This is a genomic window from Streptacidiphilus albus JL83 (genome assembly GCF_000744705.1).
GTDB lineage: Bacteria > Actinomycetota > Actinomycetes > Streptomycetales > Streptomycetaceae > Streptacidiphilus > Streptacidiphilus albus.
On the sequence record NZ_JQML01000001.1, the window covers coordinates 3184646 to 3205467 of the forward strand.

15 protein-coding genes are annotated in these 20822 nt (G+C 72.6%); 7 read left to right on the top strand and 8 right to left on the bottom strand.

All coding sequences use genetic code 11. The annotated features are described in order from the left end of the window. Positions 1 to 85: 85 nt before the first annotated feature. From BS75_RS13710 to soxR, 3 genes are all read right to left on the bottom strand, one after another. A complete protein-coding gene (locus tag BS75_RS13710; protein ID WP_231607765.1) occupies positions 86 to 1930 on the bottom strand; it encodes a putative bifunctional diguanylate cyclase/phosphodiesterase in 1845 nt (614 codons plus the stop codon). Positions 1931 to 2088: 158 nt separating this feature from the next. Next, a complete protein-coding gene (locus BS75_RS13715; protein ID WP_034088414.1) occupies positions 2089 to 3120 on the bottom strand; it encodes a GNAT family N-acetyltransferase in 1032 nt (343 codons plus the stop codon). A gap of 107 nt (positions 3121 to 3227) precedes the next feature. Further along, positions 3228 to 3728 carry a redox-sensitive transcriptional activator SoxR gene (gene soxR / locus BS75_RS13720; RefSeq protein WP_174515031.1) on the bottom strand — a complete coding sequence of 167 codons (501 nt, stop codon included), beginning with the start codon at positions 3726 to 3728 and terminating at the stop codon, positions 3228 to 3230. Between the two features lie 340 nt (positions 3729 to 4068). Between soxR and BS75_RS13725 the strand changes: the two genes are divergently transcribed. From BS75_RS13725 to BS75_RS13740, 4 genes are all read left to right on the top strand, one after another. Then, positions 4069 to 4716, top strand: a complete 648-nt coding sequence (locus BS75_RS13725) for a transketolase (RefSeq protein WP_231608132.1) — start codon at positions 4069 to 4071, stop codon at positions 4714 to 4716. A 45-nt stretch (positions 4717 to 4761) separates the two neighbouring features. After that, complete coding sequence (locus BS75_RS13730; RefSeq protein ID WP_034088415.1) at positions 4762 to 5652, top strand: transketolase family protein; 891 nt, start codon at positions 4762 to 4764, stop codon at positions 5650 to 5652. Positions 5653 to 5769: 117 nt separating this feature from the next. Further along, on the top strand, positions 5770 to 6360 hold the full coding sequence (locus tag BS75_RS13735; protein ID WP_034088416.1) for a helix-turn-helix domain-containing protein: 591 nt from the start codon (positions 5770 to 5772) through the stop codon (positions 6358 to 6360). Next, a complete protein-coding gene (locus BS75_RS13740; protein ID WP_034088417.1) occupies positions 6357 to 7628 on the top strand; it encodes an MFS transporter in 1272 nt (423 codons plus the stop codon). The genes BS75_RS13735 and BS75_RS13740 overlap by 4 nt, the downstream gene beginning before the upstream one ends. Before the next feature lie 367 nt (positions 7629 to 7995). Here the strand turns inward: BS75_RS13740 and BS75_RS50255 are convergent, their stop codons facing one another. From BS75_RS50255 to BS75_RS13760, 4 genes are all read right to left on the bottom strand, one after another. Then, positions 7996 to 8598: an ATP-binding protein gene (locus BS75_RS50255; RefSeq protein WP_231607766.1), complete on the bottom strand. Its 603-nt coding sequence runs from the start codon at positions 8596 to 8598 to the stop codon at positions 7996 to 7998. Positions 8599 to 8719: 121 nt separating this feature from the next. After that, complete coding sequence (locus BS75_RS13750) at positions 8720 to 9493, bottom strand: enoyl-CoA hydratase/isomerase family protein (RefSeq protein ID WP_034088418.1); 774 nt, start codon at positions 9491 to 9493, stop codon at positions 8720 to 8722. A 188-nt stretch (positions 9494 to 9681) separates the two neighbouring features. Then, positions 9682 to 10956 carry a L,D-transpeptidase gene (locus BS75_RS13755; protein WP_034093013.1) on the bottom strand — a complete coding sequence of 425 codons (1275 nt, stop codon included), beginning with the start codon at positions 10954 to 10956 and terminating at the stop codon, positions 9682 to 9684. Between the two features lie 205 nt (positions 10957 to 11161). Then, positions 11162 to 12445, bottom strand: coding sequence for a L,D-transpeptidase (locus BS75_RS13760; RefSeq protein WP_233444651.1), 1284 nt, complete (start codon positions 12443 to 12445; stop codon positions 11162 to 11164). Between the two features lie 217 nt (positions 12446 to 12662). Here BS75_RS13760 and glgX point away from each other — a divergent pair, with 217 nt between their 5' ends. Beyond that, positions 12663 to 14963, top strand: a complete 2301-nt coding sequence (gene glgX, locus BS75_RS13765; protein WP_081982306.1) for a glycogen debranching protein GlgX — start codon at positions 12663 to 12665, stop codon at positions 14961 to 14963. 40 nt (positions 14964 to 15003) lie between these two features. Here the strand turns inward: glgX and BS75_RS13770 are convergent, their stop codons facing one another. Next, on the bottom strand, positions 15004 to 16647 hold the full coding sequence (locus BS75_RS13770) for a purple acid phosphatase family protein (RefSeq protein ID WP_034088419.1): 1644 nt from the start codon (positions 16645 to 16647) through the stop codon (positions 15004 to 15006). 293 nt (positions 16648 to 16940) lie between these two features. On the opposite strand from BS75_RS13770, the gene BS75_RS13775 reads away from it, so the two are divergent. Continuing rightward, positions 16941 to 18797: an ABC transporter ATP-binding protein gene (locus BS75_RS13775; protein WP_052069405.1), complete on the top strand. Its 1857-nt coding sequence runs from the start codon at positions 16941 to 16943 to the stop codon at positions 18795 to 18797. 65 nt (positions 18798 to 18862) lie between these two features. Then, entirely contained in the window at positions 18863 to 20806 is a 1944-nt protein-coding gene (locus BS75_RS13780) for an ABC transporter ATP-binding protein (RefSeq protein ID WP_408022533.1), read from the top strand. The last annotated feature ends 16 nt before the right edge of the window (positions 20807 to 20822 follow it).

A 20822-nucleotide genomic window follows, 5' to 3' on the forward strand; every position in this document is an offset into this window, starting at 1 on the left:
CTCGAACGGCCCAGTCCGGCTTGCACTCCTCCGGCCTGCACTACCCCGGCCTGCACTGCCCCGGCCTGCACTCCTCGGGCCTGCGCTACAGCGTGGCGCGCCCCTTGGCCAGCAGCCGATCGATCTCCGCCGCCGCCGTCGCCCGGCCGAAGTGCCAGCCCTGGGCCGTGTCGCAGCCGGTGGCCCGCAGCCGGTCGGCCTGGAGCTCGCTCTCCACGCCCTCGGCGGTGACGGTCAGCCCCAGCGCGTGGGCGAGCCGGACCAGCGCCGCGACGATCTGCTCGTCCGCCGCCTCGGTGCCCGTCGCGGCCTCGCGGAAGCCCTCCATGAAGGACCCGGCCAGCTTCAGCACGTCCACCGGCAGCCGGCTGAGGTAGGCGAGGTTCGAGTACCCGGTGCCGAAGTCGTCGATGGCGATCCGCACGCCCATCGCCGCCAGCGCGTGCAGGCCCTCCACCGGACGCCCGGCCGGTCCCATGACCGCGCTCTCGGTCAGCTCCAGTTGCAGCAGCCGGGCCGGCAGCCGGGTGGCGCCCAGGACCTCGGCGACGTCCGCCACCACGTCCGAGTCCCGGAACTGGCGGGCGGCCAGGTTGACGCTGACGAACAGCTGCGCCTCCGGGAAGCGGTCCAGCCACTCCCGGGCCTGGCGGCAGGCCGTCTCCAGCACCCAGCGCCCGAGCGGGACGATGGCGCCGGTCTCCTCGGCGATGCCGATGAAGCGGTCCGGGCCGAGCCGTCCGAACTGCGGGTGGCGCCAGCGGACCAGCGCCTCCACTCCGAGCAGGTCCGCGCCGCCGCCCTGGAGGTCCACCAGTGGCTGGTACTCGACCATGAACTCGCCCCGTTCCAGGGCCGGACGCATGGTCGTCGCCAGCACCTGCCGGGTCATCTGGTGGGCGATCCGCTCCGGGTCGTAGACCGCCCACCGGGCCCGGCCGTCGCTCTTCGCCCAGCAGAGGGTGGCGTCGGCGTCCTTCACCAGCTCGGTCGGCGTGGTCCCGGGGACCGGACGCTCCACCACCCCGACGCTGGCCGTCGCCACCACCCGCTGACCGGCCAGGTCGTAGGGCACGCCCAGGATCTCGACGATCTCGGCGGCCAGCGCCGAGAGTTCGACCTCGCCCGCGCTGTGCGGAACGAGGACGGCGAACTCGTCGCCGCCCATCCGGGCCACCAGATGACCGCGCCCGGAGAACCGGCGTTCGAGCCGGTCGGCGACGGCCACCAGCAGTTCGTCGCCGACATGGTGGCCGAGGGTGTCGTTGACGGCCGCGAAGCCGTCCAGGTCGAGGTAGCACAGACCGACCCGGCGGTCGGCCTCGGCGAAGGCCCCGGCCAGCCGCTCGAAGAAGAGCGAACGGTTCGGCAGCCTGGTCAGCGGGTCGTGCATGGCCTGATAGTGCAGCCGGTCGCCGAGCCGCCGGGCCTCCGAGACGTCCTCCACCATCGCCAGGGTGTAGAGCGGCAGCCCGTCCGCGCCCCTGATCAGCGAGATGGTGATGTTGGTCCACACCGCGTGGCCGAGCCGGTGGATCAGCCGCTTCTCCAGCCGCATCCGGTCCTGCTCGCCACGGACCAGCCGCTGGTAGGCGTGCCGGGCGTGGTCCTCGACCTCCATCAGCTCGTGGATGTGCAGCCGCTTCAGCTCGGGAACGGTCCGGCCCAGCATCTCCGCCAGCGCCGGGTTGGCCTCGATCACCCGGTCCTCGGAGTCCACCAGCGCCATCCCGATCCCGGCGTCGGTGAACGCGGCCCGGAACCGGGTCTCGCTCGCGTGCAGGGCCTGCTGCAGGCCGGCGGTGTCGGCGGCGGCCCCGGAGTGCGGCTCGGCGCAAGCCGGACAGAGCCCGGGAGCCACCCGCGCCGTCGCCGCGACCCTCTCGTCGCCGATCGACTCGCTGCTCCGGTCTCCGCTCAGGCCTGGCACGGCACTCCGTCCTGATGCTCTGTTCGCCTACCTACGCACGGTGGTGATCATAGGTCTGCGGCGGCATCAGCAGCCACCCTCAACGCCGTGATTCACCCGTGCGTGGAGGGCGAAAAGCGCTGGCCGAGGGGATTGCGCCGGGCGGCGCGCGCCGGGTGTCACGGGGTCAGCGCCAGCGTGAACTCGTACTCGCGTCCGACCAGTTCGAACCCCAACTGTTCATTGATGGCGATCATGTGCCGATTGCTCTCGGCACAGACCGTGATCACCTCGGCGACCTCGGGGTGGGCGCCGAGCAGCCACTGCAGCATCGCCGCCTTGACCCACAGCCCCAGCCCGCGCCCCCGGTGCGGCCGCGCCACGGCGGTGTCCGACTGCCGGGCGTGGGTGCCGCCCGGCAGGATCACCTCGCTGAATCCGGCCACCGCCTCCTCGCCGTGCTCGTCCTGGTAGAGCGCGGCGACCGTCAGCAGCCCCTCCCCGCGCCGGGCATGCAGTTCGGCCAACTCCCGTACCCGGGCCGCGTCCCAGTCGACCCGTCCGCGGTCGACCCCGCCGGACGGGGCGTCCGCCATCGTCGCGCGCGCCTCGGCGTACGCCGGGGCCAGGTCGGCGGGGGCGATCCCCTGCCAACGGGCCAGGTGGTAGCCCTCGCTGGCGGCCCGGACCACGGCCCGCAAGGCGTCCTGGTCGCAGTCGGCGACCCGCAGCCGCAGCTTCAGGTACTCCGACCCCCGGCTGAAGCCCCAGGCGCCGAGCGCCGCAGGGGCGGCCGTGCCGGTGACGTTGCCGCAGCCCAGGCTGGTGCGCCCGGCCTCCCGCGCCCCTGACTGCACCACCGCCAGCAGTTCGCTGCCGATCCCCTGACGGCGCCGCTCGGGGTGCACCGCGATCCGGCAGCGGGACAGCCGGCTCCGGCCGCTCTCCTCGAAGAGTCGCAGCTGGGCGGTGCCCACCACCACGCCCTCCTCGTCCCTGGCGACCCAGTACCGGACTCGGGCGCCGACCGGGGCGTGACGCAGCCTCGCCGCCGTCTGCGCGCGCTCGGGCGCGGGTTCGCCGCTCTCGTCCACGGCGGCGCAGGCGAGCAGGACCCGGTGCCAGCTGTCGATGTCGGCCTCGCGCAGCCCGGGGCCGTCCCCGAGGGACTCGACCGTGATGTCCTGCTCCTGGTTCCGCTTCTGGGCCACGCGACAGCCTCCGCGATCGGGGTGCTCCGGCCTGCCGGGCACCGACATCCCCTCAGCATGCGCGATCACCCCGTCCGGGGAACAGGTGGCCCGGGGTGTGAATCCACTCACTCACGATGGGTGACAGTGCGGCCGTGGGCGGGCGCCGGCTGCTCGTCGCCGAGCAGGTAGCGGGCCCCCGCCCCGTGCTCGGCGGCCACGTCGTCGGGGTTGTAGAGGGTGCAGGTCCGCAGCGACAGGCAGCCGCAGCCGATGCAACCGCCCAGCTTGCGGCGCAGCACCTGCAGCTCGGCGATCTGGTCGTCGATCCGGTGCTGCCAGGAACGCGCGACCGGCGCCCACTCCTTGGCGGTCGGCGCGTGGTCCACGGGCAGGCGGGCCAGGGCCGCGCCGGCCTCCTCCAGCGAGAGCCCGACCCGCTGCGCGGCCCGGACGAAGGCCACCCGCCGCAGCGCGGCCCGGGCGTAGCGGCGCTGCCCGCCGACCGTCCGCTCGGAGCGGATCAGCCCCAGCTCCTCGTAGTAGCGCAGCGCTGACGTCGCCAGCCCGCTGCGCTGCGACAGTTGACCGATCGTCAGTCGGTCCTCCGAGGTCGGTGCCGGCACCATGGCGCTCCCTGAGCTTCAAGCGGACTTCACCTTTGAGCGTACCGCCGACGGAACGCGACGTCCGAACGCCGGGACAGCGCCGAGCTCGCCATCAATGTGCGGGCCGCCTTCCTCACCTCCCAGGCAGCGCTCCGGCAGCGGATCCGGCCGCTACATCACCGGCGCCACCCTCGCCGTCGACGGCGGCTACGCCGCGCGAGTCCCGGGTCGGCCGCCTGACAACAGGGACAGCGCTTGACTTCAAGTGCGCTTGAAGTTGCAGCCTGGTCCCATGACGCTGACAAGCAACGACACCGCACTGCTCACCACCGACGACGACCGTGACCGGCTGTTCGGGCTGATGTCCCTGATGACCGGCGCGGAGAAGCACACCCACGCCGCGACCTCCACCCTGGACGTGCTCTGGGTGCTCTACGACCAGGTGCTCCGGGTCGCTCCCGGCTCCGTCGACGCCCCGGACCGGGACCGGTTCCTGCTGTCCAAGGGCCACGGGCCGATGGCCTACTACGCGGTGCTGGCCGCGAAGGGCTTCATCGACCCGGCCCTGCTGCCCGGCTTCGGCAGCTTCGACTCGCCGCTCGGCCACCACCCGGACCGGACGCTGATCCCCGGCGTCGAGATCGGCAGCGGCTCGCTGGGGCACGGGCTGCCGCTCGCCGTCGGCACGGCGCTGGGACTGCGCGCCCAGGGACTGTCGGACCCGGCGGTGTGGGTGCTGGTCGGCGACGCGGAGCTGGACGAGGGCAGCAACCACGAGGCCCTCGCCTACGCCGGGGCGGCCGGACTGTCCCGGCTGCACACCGTCGTGATCGACAACGACTCGGCCACCCACGGCTGGCGCGGCGGCATCGCCTCCCGCTTCGAGGCGGCCGGCTGGTCGGCGGTCACGGTCGACGGGCGCGACCAGGCCGCGCTCCGGGCCGCCTTCACCACGCCGCACCCGGACCGCCCGCTGGCCGTCGTCGCCGTCGTGGAACCCAAGTTCTGACTCCCCCTGCCCCTAGTCCAGCCGACCCCGCCCCGGAGGCACCCCGTGCGCAGCCGCTTCATCTCCACCGCCACCTCCCTGCTCGACGAGGACCCGCGCCTCGCGGTCGTGATCGCCGACATCTCCGCCGACGGCTTCGCGCCGGCCCGCCGCAGCCACCCGGACCGGGTGGTGAACGTCGGCATCCGGGAGCAGTTGCTGATCGGCGCCGCCGGCGGGATGGCGCTGACCGGGCTGCGGCCGATCGCCCACACCTTCGCCAGCTTCCTGGTCGAACGCCCCTTTGAGCAGGTCAAGTTGGACCTGGGACACCAGGGTGTCGGCGCCGTGCTGGTCAGCGCCCTGGGCTCGTACGACTGGCCGGCCGGTGGGCGGACCCACATGTCCCCGGGCGACGTCGCCCTGCTGGACACGCTCCCCGACTGGACCGTCCACGTCCCCGGCCACCCGGACGAGGCCGAGCTGCTGCTGCGCGACGCGGCCGCCGGCGACGGACTGGTCTACGTCCGGCTGTCCGAGCAGCACAACGCCACTGCCCACCCGGTCACCCCGGGACGCTTTCTGACGCTCCGCCGGGGCAGTGCCGGGACCGTCCTCGCGGTCGGGCCGATGCTGGAGCCGGTCCTGGCCGCCACCGCCGACCTGGACGTCACCGTCCTCTACGCGACCACGGTCCGCCCCTTCGACGCGGAGGCGCTCCGGGCCGCCGTCGCGCACAGCGCCGGACCGGCCGAGGTCGTGATCGTCGAGCCCTACCTCGCCGGCACCTCCACCCCCTTCGCCAACGAGGCGCTGGACCGGCTGCCGCACCGGATCCTGGGCCTGGGCGTCGCCCGCGACGAGGTCCGCCACTACGGGTCCATGGCCGAGCACCTCACCGCCCACGGGCTCGACGCCCGTTCGCTGCGGAACCGGATCACCGGCTGGCTCGGCTGAGCGACCTGCCGGGGCGTCAACCAGGCCCGGAGCATCACGCGTTGGCGCACCCGGCAGCTTCGCGAATATTGCAGTAGAAATCTTGCGGAACTTATCTACTGCTTCTACCCTGGAGCCATGCCCGAATCCCGACGACTCAACGACCCGGCCGTGCTCAAGGGCCTGACCCACCCCCTGCGGCGCAGGCTGTTCCGGCTCCTGTCGCTGCTCGGCCCGGCGACCGTGACCATGCTCGGCCAGCATGTCGAGGCCGACCCGGGCCAGATCAGCTACCACCTCCGCGAGCTGGGCCGGCGCGGCTTCATCGAGGAGGCCCCGGAGCTGGCCCGGGACCGGCGCGAGCGCTGGTGGCGCATCGTGCCGGGCTCCGTCACCTGGTCCACCTCGCAGTTCGAGGACCCGGCCGACCGCGCCACCGCCGACACCCTCTACGGCGCCATCGTCGCCGAGCAGTTCGACCGGCTCCGGAGCTACGAGGCCGCCCGCGAGGACTGGGGCGAGGACTGGTCGAACGCCGCCGTCGCCTCCAACTCGCACCTCCGGCTCAGCCCGGACGAACTGCGCGAGCTGAGCAGCGAGCTCAACGGCGTGCTGCGCCGCTGGGCCGACGCCCACCGGCACGACCCGCACACCAGGCCCGAGGACCGCGACGACGACGGCCGCGAGAACGTCTTCCTCTTCTTCCACGGATTCCCGGAGCGACCATGACCGTGACGGCGGGTACCGCGACCGGCACGTCCACCACCCGCGTCCGCTCCCGCTCCGCCCTGCGGGAGCCTGCCTTCCGGCGCTACCTGAGCGGCCAGACCGTCTCCCAGCTCGGAAACCAGATCTGGTACGTCGCCCTGTCCTGGTCCGCGGTCCACCTCGGCTCGGCCGGCACCGCGGGCCTGCTGCTCACCCTGTCGGCGCTGCCCCGGCTGATGCTGATCCTCTTCGGCGGCGTGATCGCGGACCGCTTCGACATCCGCCGGCTGATGCTCGGCAGCGACGCCCTGCGCACCCTGGTCACCCTCGGCGCCGCCGGCATCGCGCTGCTGAACCCGGGCATGGCCCTGCTGGCCACCCTCGCCGTCGGCTTCGGCATCGTCGACGCGCTGTTCCTGCCCTCGGCCGGAGCCATGCAGCCGCGACTGCTGGAACCCGGGCAGTACCCGAGCGGCGCGGTCGTCGCCAGTATGGCGGCCCGGCTGGCGCTGTCCGTCGGCGCCCCGCTGGGCGGACTGCTGGTCGCCCTGGGCGGCGTGCCGCTGGCGCTGCTGGTCGACGCCGCGACCTTCGCCGTCTCGGTGGCGACCCTGGCCACCGTCCGACCGCGACCGCTGCCGGAGGCGGTCGACGGCGAGGGCGGCCGGAAGGCGGCCCCCTCCTGTGCCAAGGACTTCCGGGCCGGACTGTCGTTCCTGGTCCGGCACCCGGTGCTGGGCCCGATGACCCTGGTCGTGCTGCTGATCAACGTGGGCTTCGTCGGCCCGATGAACATCGGCATGGCCGAGCTGGCCGACCACCGGGGCTGGGGCGCGTCGGGCATCGGCCTGATGCTGACCGGCTTCGGCCTGGGCTCGGCCGCCGGGGCGCTGCTGATGAGCCGGCTCAAGGTGCGCGGCGGCGCCGGGGTCTGGATGGCGGTCTGCGGAGCCGTCCAGGGGATCGCGGTGTTCGGCACCGCGCTGGTCCCCGGCACCGGAACGGCCGTGGCCGCCACCGCCGTCGTCGGCCTGTGCAGCGGCCCGATCGCCGTGATCGCCTCGATCCTGACCCAGTCCGAGACGCCGGACGAGCTCCGGGGCCGGGTCAGCGCCTTCAGCACGCTGCTCTCCCTCGGCATCGTCCCGCTGGCCGGGGCGGCCACCGGCTTCGCCATCGCCACGGTCGGCCTGGTCGGCGCCTACGCGGGCTGCGGGGCGGTCGAGGTGGCCGGACTCCTGATGCTGCTCCTCCCGGGCTTCCGCAGAGCGGCCTGCCCGACGCGCTGACGGGGGCGGCTACGGGAAGAAATGGCAACCAGCCGGTGAATCCCAAGAGGATCTGGGCTTCAGCCTTGTGATCCATGGCTCATTTGCAGAAAAAATCGCTGAATGCACCAAATGCCGTTTGCCCGCATGCTGAGACCTGTGGCATGGTCGATGATGTCGGAGCAACCTCCTCGCTCCGGCCGGACAACGCGGTCCTTCGCCTTCGGGCGCGACCGCCACACCGCCGGCTCCACCCCCTCGGCCGCGCGGTGGCCACCTCAGGGCCCCCGATCGGGAACAACACGATCGCCGGGGCCCGGCGTGGTAACTGGGCCCAGTAACCGGGCACAGAGACTCAGGTACTCAAGTTGCTCAGGCGCTCGGAGAATCAGGCGCTCGGAGCCGCTTCGCGGACCCGGAGCTCGAACCAGACCGACTTGCCGTGCGACATCAGATCCGCGCCCCAGCGCTGCGAGAGCTTGTCGACGAGCTGGAGGCCGCGCCCGCCCTCGTCCTCCGGTTCGCCCAGGATCAGACAGGGCAGCGCGCGCGAGGGGTCGTACACCTCGAAGCGGACGCAGCCGTGGCGGCGCACCAGCCGCAGGCCGAAGGTTCGGCCCCCGGTGTGCCGGACCGCATTGGCGATCAGCTCGGAGACCAGTTGCGCCGCCACCTCGCCGTGCCCGCCCAGGCCCCAGGATTCCAGGGCGGACATGGTGAGGCGTCGGACCCGCCTGGAGGACTGCGGCCCGGCGGCGAACCGGACCTCACTCCCCTGCGGGTCGACCAACCGGTCGAAGAGGGCCCGCTCCAACTCCTCCGAGGAGGCGAACAGTCCGATTCCGGACTCGGGGACCTCGTTCGGCCAGACCGTCGGCAGCGTGGATAAGTCCGCAGGTGGAAGCCCTTCCGCGGGCTCCGGCCAGGCGGTCCGAAGGGCACCGCCGTCCTTGACCGCGTACTGCTGCTGTGTGACGCCCCGTGCTGCCATGTTGTTCATCATGGCAACTCACGGGTGATCGCGGGAGCACTATGCGTAAAGAATCATCAGTGCTTCTGGCATATGCCTAATTTTCCCGGGGTCGGCGCCGAAATCTCGATCACCCGTCCGATCAGCGGAACTGTGCCTTCCCCGGTCCCTCCTGGACAAAACTTCTCATACCGATTTCCCGGTCCTCGGTCGCGAACAGCCCTGCGAACAGCTGCCGTTCGAGGGTCAGACCGGTCTCCAGATCGGTCTCCAGACCTCGGTCCACCGCCTCCTTCGCCGCCCGCAGCGCATAGGCGGGACCGGTCGCCAGCTTCAGCGCCCAGGCGCGCGCCGTGGCGTACACCTCGTCGGCCGGGACGACCTGGTCGGCGAGGCCGATCCGCAGCGCCTCCTCGGCCCGGACCTGACGCCCGGTGAAGATCAGTTCCTTGGCCCGCGCCGGGCCGACCAGCCGGGCGAGCCGCTGGGTGCCGCCGGCGCCGGGGATCAGCCCGAGCAGGATCTCCGGCTGCCCGAACTTCGCGTTCTCGGCGGCGATCCGGATGTCCGCGCAGAGCGCCAGCTCGCAGCCGCCGCCCAGGGCGTAGCCGGTGACGGCCGCGACCACCGGCTTGGGGATCCGGGCGACGGCGGTGAAGGCCGCCTGCAGCGCGCCCCCGCGCTCCACCATGTCCGTGTAGGACATCCCCTGCATCTCCTTGATGTCCGCCCCGGCCGCGAACACCCGCTCCCCGCCGTAGACCACCACGGCCCGGACGTCGCCGCGCGCGGCGGCCTCGTCCGCGACCTCCTTGAGCTGGTCCTGCATGGCCGCGTCCAGCGCGTTCATCGGCGGCCTGGCCAGCAGGATCGTGCCGACGGCGTCCTCGACCTCAAGTGTGACGAACCGTTCCATGAGCGCTCTCCCTGGGGACTGGGCTGGTGGAGCCGCCGTGCCGACGGCTGGTGAACGCATGTTAACCGGACGTGCCGAGGCTGCGGAACGCGGCGCGGCCCGGTCCCCCTCGGGGGACCGGGCCGCGCTGTGGGCTCCGGGCTGTCAGCTCCGGGCTGTGGGCTCCGAGTCTCGGGCGTGAACCGCCGTCAGCCGGCGGTCCAGTTCGCCCAGGACATGTTCCACCCGTTCCAGCCGTTGTCCGGCTGGACCTGGGCCGAGGGCGAGTCGACCACCTGCACCACGTCGCCGATGAGCGAGTTCGCGTAGAACCAGCCCGCCGGCGTGGTCGGGTCGCCGCCGCCCTGGACGTCGTGCAGGCCGACGCAGCCGTGGCTGGTGTTGGCGGTGCCGAAGGTCGAGATCGGCCGCCAGTAGTTGCCGTGGACGAAGGTCCCCGAGGTCGTCAGCCGCATGGCGTGCGGCACGTCCGGGATGTTGTAGGCGTCGCCGAGCCCCACCGTCTCCGCGTTCATGTCGATGCTCTGGTACTTCTGCGAGATCACCATGACGCCGTTGTAGGTGGTGTGGTCCGGGTCGCCCAGCGAGGCGGGGAGGGTCCGGTAGGCGGTCCCGTTGCGGTAGATCGTGAGCATGTGCGTGGCGCTGTTGGCGACGCTGACCTGGTTACGGCCGATGGTGAAGGCGACGTCCTTGTACTGGGTGTCGTAGACGCCGGGCGAGGTCTCCACCCCGTCCGGATCCATGTGCAGGACCACCTTGGTGCCGGGCGCCCAGTAGGACTGCGGACGGTAGTCGATCCGGTCGTTGCCGAACCAGTGGCCCACGACCGGGACGCTCGGGTCGGAGGTGACCGTGATCGCCCGCTGCACCGCGGCCCGGTCCGCCGCGGCCACCGGCTGGTTGAAGTTGATCGACACCTCCATGCCCACCCCGTAGGTGGCGCCGGAGTCGACGTTGAAGACGCCGGCGTTCACCTGACTCGGGGTCAGGGTGGTGAAGGAGCTCGTGCCGGTGACCGCGAGACCGTCCGCGTCCACGGCGGTCGCCGACACCGTGTACCGGGAGCCGGTGCGCAGCGCGCCGGTGGGCGTCCAGCTGCTGCCGTCGGCGGCGACGGTCCCGGCCGCGACGGTGCCCGCAGCGGAGACGACCTTGACCGCCGTCAGCTTGCCCGAGGCCGCCGTGACCTTCAGCGCGCCGGTGGTCGCGACATTGACCGCGCCGCTCTGCGGCAGGATGCTCACCACCGCCGACGAGGCCTTCTCGCTCGGCGCCGAGGGCGCGCTCGACGCGCTGCTCTTCGCGTCCTCGCTGCCGCTGCCCACGACGGCCTTGCTGCTGCCGCCGCCGCAGGCCGTGGCCAGCAGCAGTACCGGCACGACCACGGCGGCGAGCAGCCCGCGCCGCAGGCCGGCCCGGCGCGGGGCAGCACTGCGCAGGCGGCGGGGGCCGTCGGCTATGCCCGTCGGCGGCGTACCGGAGTCCCACCCGTCCCCTGGTGTACCGCCATCGCCGTCGAATGCCCGTGCCGAGTCCAAGCGACTCTCCCCTCCCGAATACCGTTCACCTACCCCTGAAGACGCGCTGGGCCACGTGTGCGTTGCACGACGCAGGAAAGCGGCGTTCGGAAGGGCGGCGTTCGGGACGGCTCGGGAGGGCAGGGCGTCAGTGCAGGGCGCTGCCCGCGATCCACTGGGACCAGGGCATGTTCCAGCCGTTGAGGCCGTTGTCCGGGGCGACCGGGGTGCCGTCCGTGTCGACCACCTCGATGACGTCCCCGGGGATGGAGTGGTCGAACATCCACCCGGCGGGGCTGGTGTCGCTGCCGCCCTTGGCGTCGTGCAGACCGATGCAGCCGTGGGAGGTGTTGGCGGAGCCGAAGAGCGAGGCCGGACGCCAGTAGACGCCGTGAACGAAGGTGCCGGAGTCGGTGAGCCGCATCGCGTGCGGCACTGCCGGGATGTCGTACTCGCTGCCGAGGCCCACGCTCTGCGAGTCCATCCGGGTCACCTCGAACATCCCGGTGATCACCATGATGCCGCCGTAGGTGGCGTGCTCCGGGGCGCCTGCGGAGATCGGCAGGGTGCGCAGCAGCTCACCGTCGCGGCGGACGGCCATGGTGTCGGCGCCGACGTCGGCCGTGCTGATCTGGGCCCGGCCGATGGTGAAGGCGATCTGCTTCTGCTGGGTGCCGTAGACGCCGGGTGCGCCCTCGACGCCCTTGAGGTGCAGGGCGAGGGTGACCCGGGTGCCCGGCTGCCAGAACCGCTGCGGCCGGAAGTCCAGCCTCCGGGCGCCGAACCAGTGCCCGACCACCGGCACCGCCGGGCTGGCGGTGACGCTCACCCCGCGCTCGACGGCGGCCCGGTCGGCGATGTCGCGGTTGAAGCGCAGCGAGACCTCCATCCCGACGCCGACGGTTCGGCCGTCCTCCGGGGTGTAGAAGCCGATGAAGGTGTGGGTGGGCACGAAGGTGGTGAACACCGCGTGCTTGGCCGCCTGCTGGCCGTGGGCGTCGACGGCGACGGCGTCCAGGCTGTAGCGGGTCTCCGGCAGCAGCTTGGCGGCGGGCTGCCAGGAGGAGCCGTCGGCGGCGATGGCGCCGGGGACGTCGGTGCCGTGGTCGTCGCTGAGCCGGACCTGGGTCAGCCGTCCGCTGCGGACGGTGACCGAGACCCCGCCCTGGGCCGGGACCTGTGACGCTCCGTCACCCGGGGTGACCGTGACCACCGCGGTGGAGACCGAGGGCAGCGCGTCCCCGCTGCCGCTGCTCGGCGACGCCGAGCAGGAGGTGAGCAGCAGCGCCCCCAGGAGCAGCGCGGCCGCCCGCCCGGCGCCGCCCGCCGCCGAACCGCTCGCGGTCGAGCCACTCGCGGTCGAACCGCTCGCGGTCGAGCCCTCCGCCGTCGAACCGCCGAGCACCTTCCGCCACGCCAACCGCCGAGCCACCGTCACCACTCCTGTCCGAGACCTCCCTGGTAAACGACGGTGGCAGCCGGCGGACACGTCTCCGAGGCGGCAGCAGGGTGACCCGAGCCTGTCCCGAGCAGGTCCCGGAGATGTCCGGTCTCAGGAAGGTCGACGCAGATACGTGACATTCGACGCACAGCAGGGAACGTACATTCCAGTCGGGGAACGGGACTCCCCGCAGCGGGGAGGTACGGCCATGTCGGCATGGCAGGACGCGGGCGGACAATCCGCCGATACCGGACGCGTCGCGCGGGACCGGGGCGGGCTGCACCTGGTGCCGACCGAGCTGCGGCTGCCGGAGGACGGCGGGGCGGCCGGCCCGGCCCGGGCCTGGCCCGGCAGCTGGCAGCCGCTGGGGGCGCGCTTCCACACCGGGCCCGACGGGCGGCCCGGCACCAACTTCGCGCTCTGGGCCGCGGGCGCCGAGGCGGTGGAGCTGTGCCTGTTCGACGAGGAGGGGCAGGAGAGCCGCTTCCGGCTGCAGGAGCAGACCTTCCAGATCTGGCACGGCCACCTGCCCGGCGTCCTGCCGGGCACGCGCTACGGCTACCGGGTGCACGGCCGCTGGGACCCGTGGACGGGGGCGCGCTGGAATCCGGCGAAACTGCTGCTCGACCCCTATGCGCGGGCCGTCGACGGCCCCTTCGTCCTGCACGACTCGGCCTACGGGCACGTCCGCAACTGGCCGGAGCGCGAGGTGGCCGACACCGTCCGGGACAACCGGGACTCGGCGCGCCACGTGCCCAAGGGGGTGGTGGTGCACGACGAGGACGACTGGTCGGACGACCGGCGGCCGAAGACCGCCTGGGCCGACACCGTCCTCTACGAGCTGCACGTCAAGGGCTTCACCAAGCGGCTGCCCGGCGTCCCCGAGGAGCTGCGCGGGACCTACGCCGGGCTCGCCCACCCGGCGGCGGTCGAGCACCTGACCCGGCTCGGGGTGACCGCCGTGGAGCTGCTGCCGGTGCACCAGTTCGCCGACGAGGAGCACCTCCAGCAGCGCGGCGCCGGCAACTACTGGGGCTACAACACCATCGCCTTCTTCGCCCCGCACGGCGGCTACGCGGCCACGGGGACGCGCGGACAGCAGGTCACCGAGTTCAAGCAGATGGTGCGGGCGCTGCACGCGGCCGGGATCGAGGTGATCCTGGACGTCGTCTACAACCACACCGCGGAGGGCGGCGAGGGCGGCCCGACGCTGTCGCTGCGCGGCATCGACAACGCCGGCTACTACCGGCTGCAACCGCACAACCGCCGCGCCTACGCCGACTACACCGGCTGCGGCAACACCCTGGACACCACCCAGCCGCAGGCGCTGCGGCTGGTCACCGACTCGCTGCGGTACTGGGTCAGCGAGATGGGCGTGGACGGCTTCCGCTTCGACCTGGCGGCGGCGCTGGCCCGCTCCCCCTTCGAGGTGTCCATGCTCGCGCCGTTCCTGTCGGCGGTCTCGCAGGACCCGGTGCTCAGCCGGGTGAAGCTGATCGCCGAACCCTGGGACGTCGGCCTGGGCGGCTACCAGGTCGGGCAGTTCCCGCCGCTGTGGACCGAGTGGAACGACCGGTACCGGGACACCGTGCGGGACTTCTGGCGCGGCGTGGCGCCGGACGTCCGCGAGCTGGGCGACCGGCTGGCCGGCTCCTCCGACCTGTACCAGCGGGGCGGGCGCCGGCCCTACGCCTCGGTCAACTTCGTCACCGCGCACGACGGCTTCACCCTGCGCGACCTGGTCTCCTACAACAGCAAGCACAACGAGGCCAACGGCGAGGACAACCGGGACGGCACCGACGACAACCACGCGTGGAACTGCGGCGCCGAGGGCGAGACCGACTCGGCGGCGGTCAACGCCCTGCGCGCCCGGCAGCTGCGCAATCTGACGGCCACCCTGCTGCTCTCCACCGGGGTGCCGATGCTGGTCGCCGGCGACGAGATGGGGCGCACCCAGGGCGGCAACAACAACGCCTACTGCCAGGACAACCCGACCGGCTGGATCGACTGGTCGCTGCGGGAGGACCCGCGCTGGGGCCCGCTGACCGAGCTGACGGCGCGGCTGATCCGGCTCCGGCGGGCGCATCCGGTGCTCCGCCAGCGCGCGTTCTTCTCCGGCCGCCCGGCGCACCCCGGCGGACTGCGCGACCTGGCCTGGTTCACCGCGCGCGGACGCGAGATGACCGAGGCGGACTGGTACGCCCCCGGCGCGACCCTGGGGATGTTCCTCTCCGGTCGGGAGATGTCGGAACGCGACCAGCTGGGGCGCGAGCTGACCGACGACAGCTTCCTGCTGCTGCTGCACGCCCACCACCAGTCCACCCGCTTCGTGCTGCCGGGCGAGCCGTGGGCGGACGCCTACGAGCTGGTGGTCGACACCTCGCTGGAGGAGCAGCGCGAGGCCCCGGGCACCCTGTGTCCGGCGGGCACGGCACTGACCGTGCCGGGGCGCTCGCTGCTGCTGCTCCGGGCCGTCGGCGGTGCGGCACCGGCGGAGCCGCCGCAGTAGCGGCGGCTCCGCCGGTGCTCGGCCGGTGCTCGGCCGCGACTCAGCGGCGGCCGTCGCTGCGCGGGCGCTGCAGGACGAAGGTCTCCAGCGGGGCGATCGCCCCGTCCGGCTGGGCGACGGTGTAGTAGGTGACGTGGATCCGGGTGGTGTCGCCGGGGTGGGTGCCCGGGTCGACCGTGAAGGCCGCGAAGCCGTAGGAGTGGTCGAGGTCGCGGACGCCGACCCAGGGCGCGTTCTCGTAGACGTAGGTCGGGGTCTTCTTGCCGTTGCTGCCGACCGCACCCACCGAGGTGATCACCTTGGCCTGGGCCGGGACGAAGAACTCGCTGTTGGAGGGCGAGGAGGTGCCGCCGCCGCCGAGGACCATGTGGACGGTGCCGGCCGAGGTGTCGATGACGTCGGTGGCCGAGGAGACCGGGTTCGGGGTCAGCGTCTCGCTGCCGGAGACCGTGCCGCGCACCGCCAGCGAGCGCTCGTAGTCGTGCTCGTGGCCGCAGACCACCAGGTCGACCCCGTAGCGGTCGAACAGCGGGCCCCACTGCTCGCGGATGCCCAGGTCGGCGCCGTTGGCGTTGGAGGAGCTGATGATCACCTGGTGCATGCAGACGACGATCCAGTCGACGTCGGTGTTCGCCCGCGCCTGACGCAGGGTCTGCTCCAGCCAGATCCGCTGGGCGCCGCCGCTGTAGCCGCTGACGTAGGCGTCGCCCGCGTCCTGCAGCGCCACGTCGTCGTTCTGCACCACCACGACCTGGACCGAGCCCACCGTGAAGGTGTACCAGAGGCCCTGCAGTTCGGCGTCGGAGGAGCCGTTGCCGGGCAGGTCGAAGCGGGTCTGGTAGGCGGTGAAGCCGATCGGGCCGTTCTTCAGCTCGTTCTCGTGGTTGCCGGCCGCCGGCATCCACGGGCGGTAGCGGGCGGAACGGGTGTTGTTGGCGTGGAAGCCCTGCCAGGTGCGCAGCCGGTCGGGGCTGATGTTGGCGTAGCAGAGGTCGCCGTTGAGCAGGTGGAACAGCGGGTCGACCTGCTCGATCCCGGCGACGATGTCGGCCGAGGCCGGGGAGGCGATGCCGGAGGGCACGGAGGTGTAGCCGCCGTTGCCGTTGGGCTGCCAGGTGGTGATCGGCACGGCCTGGTCGCCGAAGCTGGTGAAGGTGAAGGCGTGCCGCCCGCGCCGCGCGGTGCGGAAGGTGCCCGCGTCGGGGCGGCCGCCGTCGTGGAGCGCGGCGTAGGTGTAGTAGGTGTCGGGCGCCAGCTTGGTCAGCCGGGCGTGGTGGACGTGGACGACGCGACCGCTGGTGCCGTCGGTGTAGGTGACCGTCTCGGCGGCGACGGTGCGGCCGTGCCCGCCCTCGGCGGTGCCGTAGCGGACGCGGGGGTTGCGGACGTTGCCGTCGGTGGTCCAGGAGACGGACATCTGGCTGGCCGGGTCGGCGCCGAAGGTCAGGTGCAGTCCCTCGACGGCGGGGGCGCCCAGCGCCTCGGGGCTGGTGAGCAGCAGCGGCGAGCCGGCTGCGGCCGAAGTCGTGGCAGGTGCGGCGGCCTGCGCCTGCTGCGCCGTGCCGATCAGCACGGGCGCGGCGAGGCCGAGCGCTCCGCCGACCCCGGCCAGACGCAGCGCGGACCGACGGTCGACGCCCTGCTTATCACTGTTTGACGGTGATGTTCCGGATTCTTCGCTCATGGCGTCTCCCGAGGTTTCGGCGCTGGTCCCGGTCACCGTAGGGGGTGACGACTCCCGTGGCATGAACAGGAACTGACGTCGACTCGAATTGCCGACGGGGCGCACGGTACGGGCTGCGGCGCGGTAAGGCCGGAAAACCAGATGAGCTCTGTCGGTGGTCCGCCGTACGCTCACAGACGATGCCCCAGGACCCCCCACCCCAGCCGTTGCACCGCCCCGTGCCACGAACACCGCCCATACCGGAACCAACTGCTCCGGATACCCCGGAAGCCACAGAACCGGACGTAACGACCATGACCGAGCCGCTCACCACCTCACCCGCGAACCAGTCCCCCACCCAGCCCGAGCCCCCGTCCCGGCCTGCCAGGAAGCACTCCACCTTCCGCTCCCTGCTGCGGATCTGGCCCTACGCCCGCCCGATCCGCTGGTACCTGGCCGGGTCGACCCTCTGCGCGCTGATCGCCTCGCTGGCCGGACTGGTGATCCCGCTCGTGCTGAAGCAGATCGTGGACGGCCCGGTCGCCCACCACAAGGCGTCCGAGCTCTGGTGGCCCTCCGTCCTGCTGCTGGTCCTGGGTCTGGCCGAGGCGGTCTTCTTCGGGCTGCGCCGCTGGCTGGTCGCCCGGCCGCTCTCCGGCGTCGAACGCACCATGCGCGCCGAGCTCTACGCCCGGCTGCAGCGGCTCCCGGTCAGCTTCCACGACCGCTGGGCCTCCGGGCAGCTGCTGTCCAGGGCCACGTCGGACATGTTCACCATCCGGCTGTTCCTGGCGTTCCCGCTGGTCTTCCTGATCGTCAACAGCATGGTCTTCCTGATCGGCATCGGGATCATGTTCATCCTGGACTGGCAGCTCGCGCTGATCTCGGTCGTCCCCGCCGCGCCGCTGATCATGCTGTGCTCCTACTTCGAGCGCCGCTACTCCGAGGCCGCGCGCCTCGCCCAGGACCAGAACGGCGACCTCGCCACCATCGTCGAGGAGTCGGTCCTCGGCATCCGCATCCTCAAGGCCTTCGGCCGGCACCGCACCATGGCCCAGCGCTTCCGCGCCCAGGCCGTGCTGCTGCGCTCCACCGAGCTGCGCAAGGCCTGGCTGCTGGGCAACCTCTGGGCCGTCATCGTCGGCCTCCCCGAGGTCGCCCTCGCCTGCTCGCTCGCCGTCGGCGTGATCCAGGTCGCGCACAACCACGCCTCCACCGGAACGCTGGTGGCCTTCCTCTCCACCGCGCTGGCGCTGCGCTGGCCGGTCGAGTCGCTGGGCTGGCTGCTCGCCTACAGCAACGAGGCCGCGACCGCGACCGACCGCTTCTTCGAGGTCATGGACACCCCGCCGGCCGAGGCCGAGGACCGGCCGGCGGCGGCCGCCGCGACGGCCGCTCCGGCCCGCGACGGGATCCGGTTCGAGAACGTGCACTTCCGCTATCCGGACGCCCCGGCCGACAGCCCGGACCTGCTGCGCGGCGTGGACCTGCACATCCGCCCCGGCGAGACCATGGCGCTGGTGGGCACCACCGGGAGCGGCAAGACCACGCTCACCGCGCTGCTCCCCCGGCTCTACGACGCCACCGCCGGGCGGATCACCCTGGACGGCGCCGACGTCACCGAACTGCCCCGGGCCGACCTGCGCCGGCTGGTCTCGGTGGCCTTCGAGGAGCCGACGCTGTTCTCCGCCACGGTGCGCGAGAACGTCCTCATGGGCGCGCCCGACGCCGATGCCGAGGCCCTGGACCGGGCCCTGGACACGGCGCAGGCGCAGTTCGTCGGGACGCTGCCGCTGGGCGTCGACACCCAGGTGGGCGAGCAGGGCCTCAGCCTCTCCGGCGGCCAGCGGCAGCGGCTGGCGCTGGCCCGCGCGGTGGTCGGCTCGCCCGACTTCCTGGTGCTGGACGACCCGCTGTCGGCGCTCGACGTCCACACCGAGGCGCTGGTCGAGCAGGCGCTGCGGCGGGTCCTCGGCGACACCACCGCGCTGATCGTCGCCCACCGGCCGAGCACCGTGCTGCTCGCCGACCGGGTCGCGCTGCTGGTGGACGGCCGGATCTCGGCGGTGGGCGAGCACCACGAGCTGCTCGACAGCTGCCCCGCCTACCGCGAGCTGATGTCCGGCGAGCCGGCCCTCGCGGGCCCGGCCGCCGGTGGTAGTGCGGCATGAGCGACGGCACGCTGACCGACTGCCATCCCCTGACGGATCGACAACCGAGCGATACGGAGAACGACGTGGAAGCGGAAACCCTGGACACCGCCAGAACCGCCGACACCGCCGGCCCTGACACCACCACCCCCGACGCCGCCACCCCCGGCACCACCGGCCCGGGGAGCTCCGCCCCGGGGAGCTCCGCCCCGGCCGGAGCCGCCGCCGGGGCGGAGCCGCTGCCCGCCGAGGGCGAGGACATACCCGTCCCGGCCGGCGCCCCGAGCGCGCTGCTGCGCTCGCTGATGGGCCCGCACCGGCGCCGGATCATCATCGCCATGGTGATGATCTGCGTCCAGCAGGCCGCGCTCCAGGTCGGCCCGCTGCTGGTGTCCGTCGCCATCGACCGGGCGATCCCGGCGCTGCGCGGCAACGACGCCGGGCCGCTGATCGCCCTCACCTCCGCCTACCTGGGCTGCGCAGCGGTGGCGACGCTGCTCCAGCGCGCCTTCATCCGAATGTCCGGGGTGATCAACCAGGACATCCTGCTCGACATGCGGCAGCGGATCTTCCGTCACGCCCAGCTGCTCAGTCTGGACTTCCACGAGCGCTACACCTCGGGCCGGATCATCTCCCGCGCCACCAGCGACGTGGACGCGGTGCGCGAGCTGCTCAACGAGGGCCTGCAGGAGCTGCTCTCGGTCGCCCTGCAGATCCTCTACATCAGCGCCCTGCTGATGTACCTGGACTGGCGGCTCGGGCTGGTCTCGGTCGCCTCGTTCATCCCGGTGTACTTCCTCCAGCGCTCCTACCGGCAGCGCTCGCAGAAGATCTACCGCCGTTCGCGGACCGCCGTCGCCTCGGTGATCGTGCGGTTCACCGAGACCATGAACGGCATCCGCCCGGTCCAGGCGTTCCGCCGCGAGGACGCCAACGAGCTGGCCTTCGGGGTCTCCAACGACGAGTACGCCAAGTCCAACGCCGACAGCCTGCTGTCCATGGCCCGCTTCGTCGCCTCCTCCCGGGCCACCGCCAACATCTGGATCACCGGGCTGGTGCTCTGGGGCGCCTACCTGGTCGCCGACGGCTCGCTGGAGCTGGGCGTGCTGGCGGCCTTCGTGCTCTACCTCCGCCGGCTCTACGACCCGATCGACCAGATCGGGATGTTCGTCAACAGCTACCAGTCGGCCTCGGCCGCGCTGGAGAAGATCGCCGGGCTGCTCGCCCACGACCCCTCGGTCCCGGAGCCGGAGGCCGCGACCGCGCTCCCGGAGCAGCCGGAGGGCTCGCACGCCGGCCGCGAGGTGGTCTTCGAGGAGGTGGACTTCACCTACCGCACCGGCAAGCAGGTGCTGCCCGCGTTCGACCTGCGGCTGCCGGCGGGTCAGAGCGTGGCCGTGGTCGGCGCCACCGGCGCCGGCAAGTCCACCCTGGCCAAGCTGCTCGCCCGGTTCTACGACCCGACCGACGGCCGGGTGCTGCTGGACGGCGTGGACCTGCGCGAGCTGACCACGCCGGAGCTGCGCAAGGGCGTGGTGATGGTCACTCAGGAGTCCTTCCTGTTCTCCGGGACGGTCGCCGACAACATCTCCATCGGCCGTCCCGAGGCCACCCGGGCCGAGGTCGAGGCGGCGGCGAAGGCCATCGGCGCCCACTCCTTCATCGAGGGGCTGCCGGAGGGCTACGACACCGACGTCCGCAAGCGCGGCGGCCGGATCTCCGCAGGCCAGCGCCAGCTGGTCGGCTTCGCCCGGGCGCTGCTGGCGGACCCGGCGGTGCTGATCCTGGACGAGGCGACCTCCTCGCTGGACGTCCCCGGCGAGCGCGCCGTCCAGGAGGCGATGCGCACCGTCCTGGCCGGTCGCACCGCCGTGATCATCGCCCACCGGCTCTCCACCGTGGAGATCGCCGACCGGGTCCTGGTCATGGAGCAGGGCCGCATCGTCGAGGACGGCACCCCGGAGGACCTGATCGCCGGTACCGGCCGCTTCAGCCGGCTCCACGAGGCCTGGCGCGACAGCCTGGTCTGAGCACGCCGCCGGGGGC

What these genes read in the sequence shown, in the direction of transcription:
- soxR (WP_174515031.1), bottom strand. Translation starts at nt 3,728, where the DNA reads ATGGTGCCGGCACCGACCTCGGAGGACCGACTGACGATCGGTCAACTG.
- BS75_RS13735 (WP_034088416.1), top strand. Translation starts at nt 5,770, where the DNA reads ATGCCCGAATCCCGACGACTCAACGACCCGGCCGTGCTCAAGGGCCTG.
- BS75_RS13750 (WP_034088418.1), bottom strand. Translation starts at nt 9,493, where the DNA reads ATGGAACGGTTCGTCACACTTGAGGTCGAGGACGCCGTCGGCACGATC.
- glgX (WP_081982306.1), top strand. Translation starts at nt 12,663, where the DNA reads ATGTCGGCATGGCAGGACGCGGGCGGACAATCCGCCGATACCGGACGC.
- BS75_RS13725 (WP_231608132.1), top strand. Translation starts at nt 4,069, where the DNA reads ATGTCCCTGATGACCGGCGCGGAGAAGCACACCCACGCCGCGACCTCC.
- BS75_RS50255 (WP_231607766.1), bottom strand. Translation starts at nt 8,598, where the DNA reads ATGGCAGCACGGGGCGTCACACAGCAGCAGTACGCGGTCAAGGACGGC.
- BS75_RS13770 (WP_034088419.1), bottom strand. Translation starts at nt 16,647, where the DNA reads ATGAGCGAAGAATCCGGAACATCACCGTCAAACAGTGATAAGCAGGGC.
- BS75_RS13775 (WP_052069405.1), top strand. Translation starts at nt 16,941, where the DNA reads ATGACCGAGCCGCTCACCACCTCACCCGCGAACCAGTCCCCCACCCAG.
- BS75_RS13740 (WP_034088417.1), top strand. Translation starts at nt 6,357, where the DNA reads ATGACCGTGACGGCGGGTACCGCGACCGGCACGTCCACCACCCGCGTC.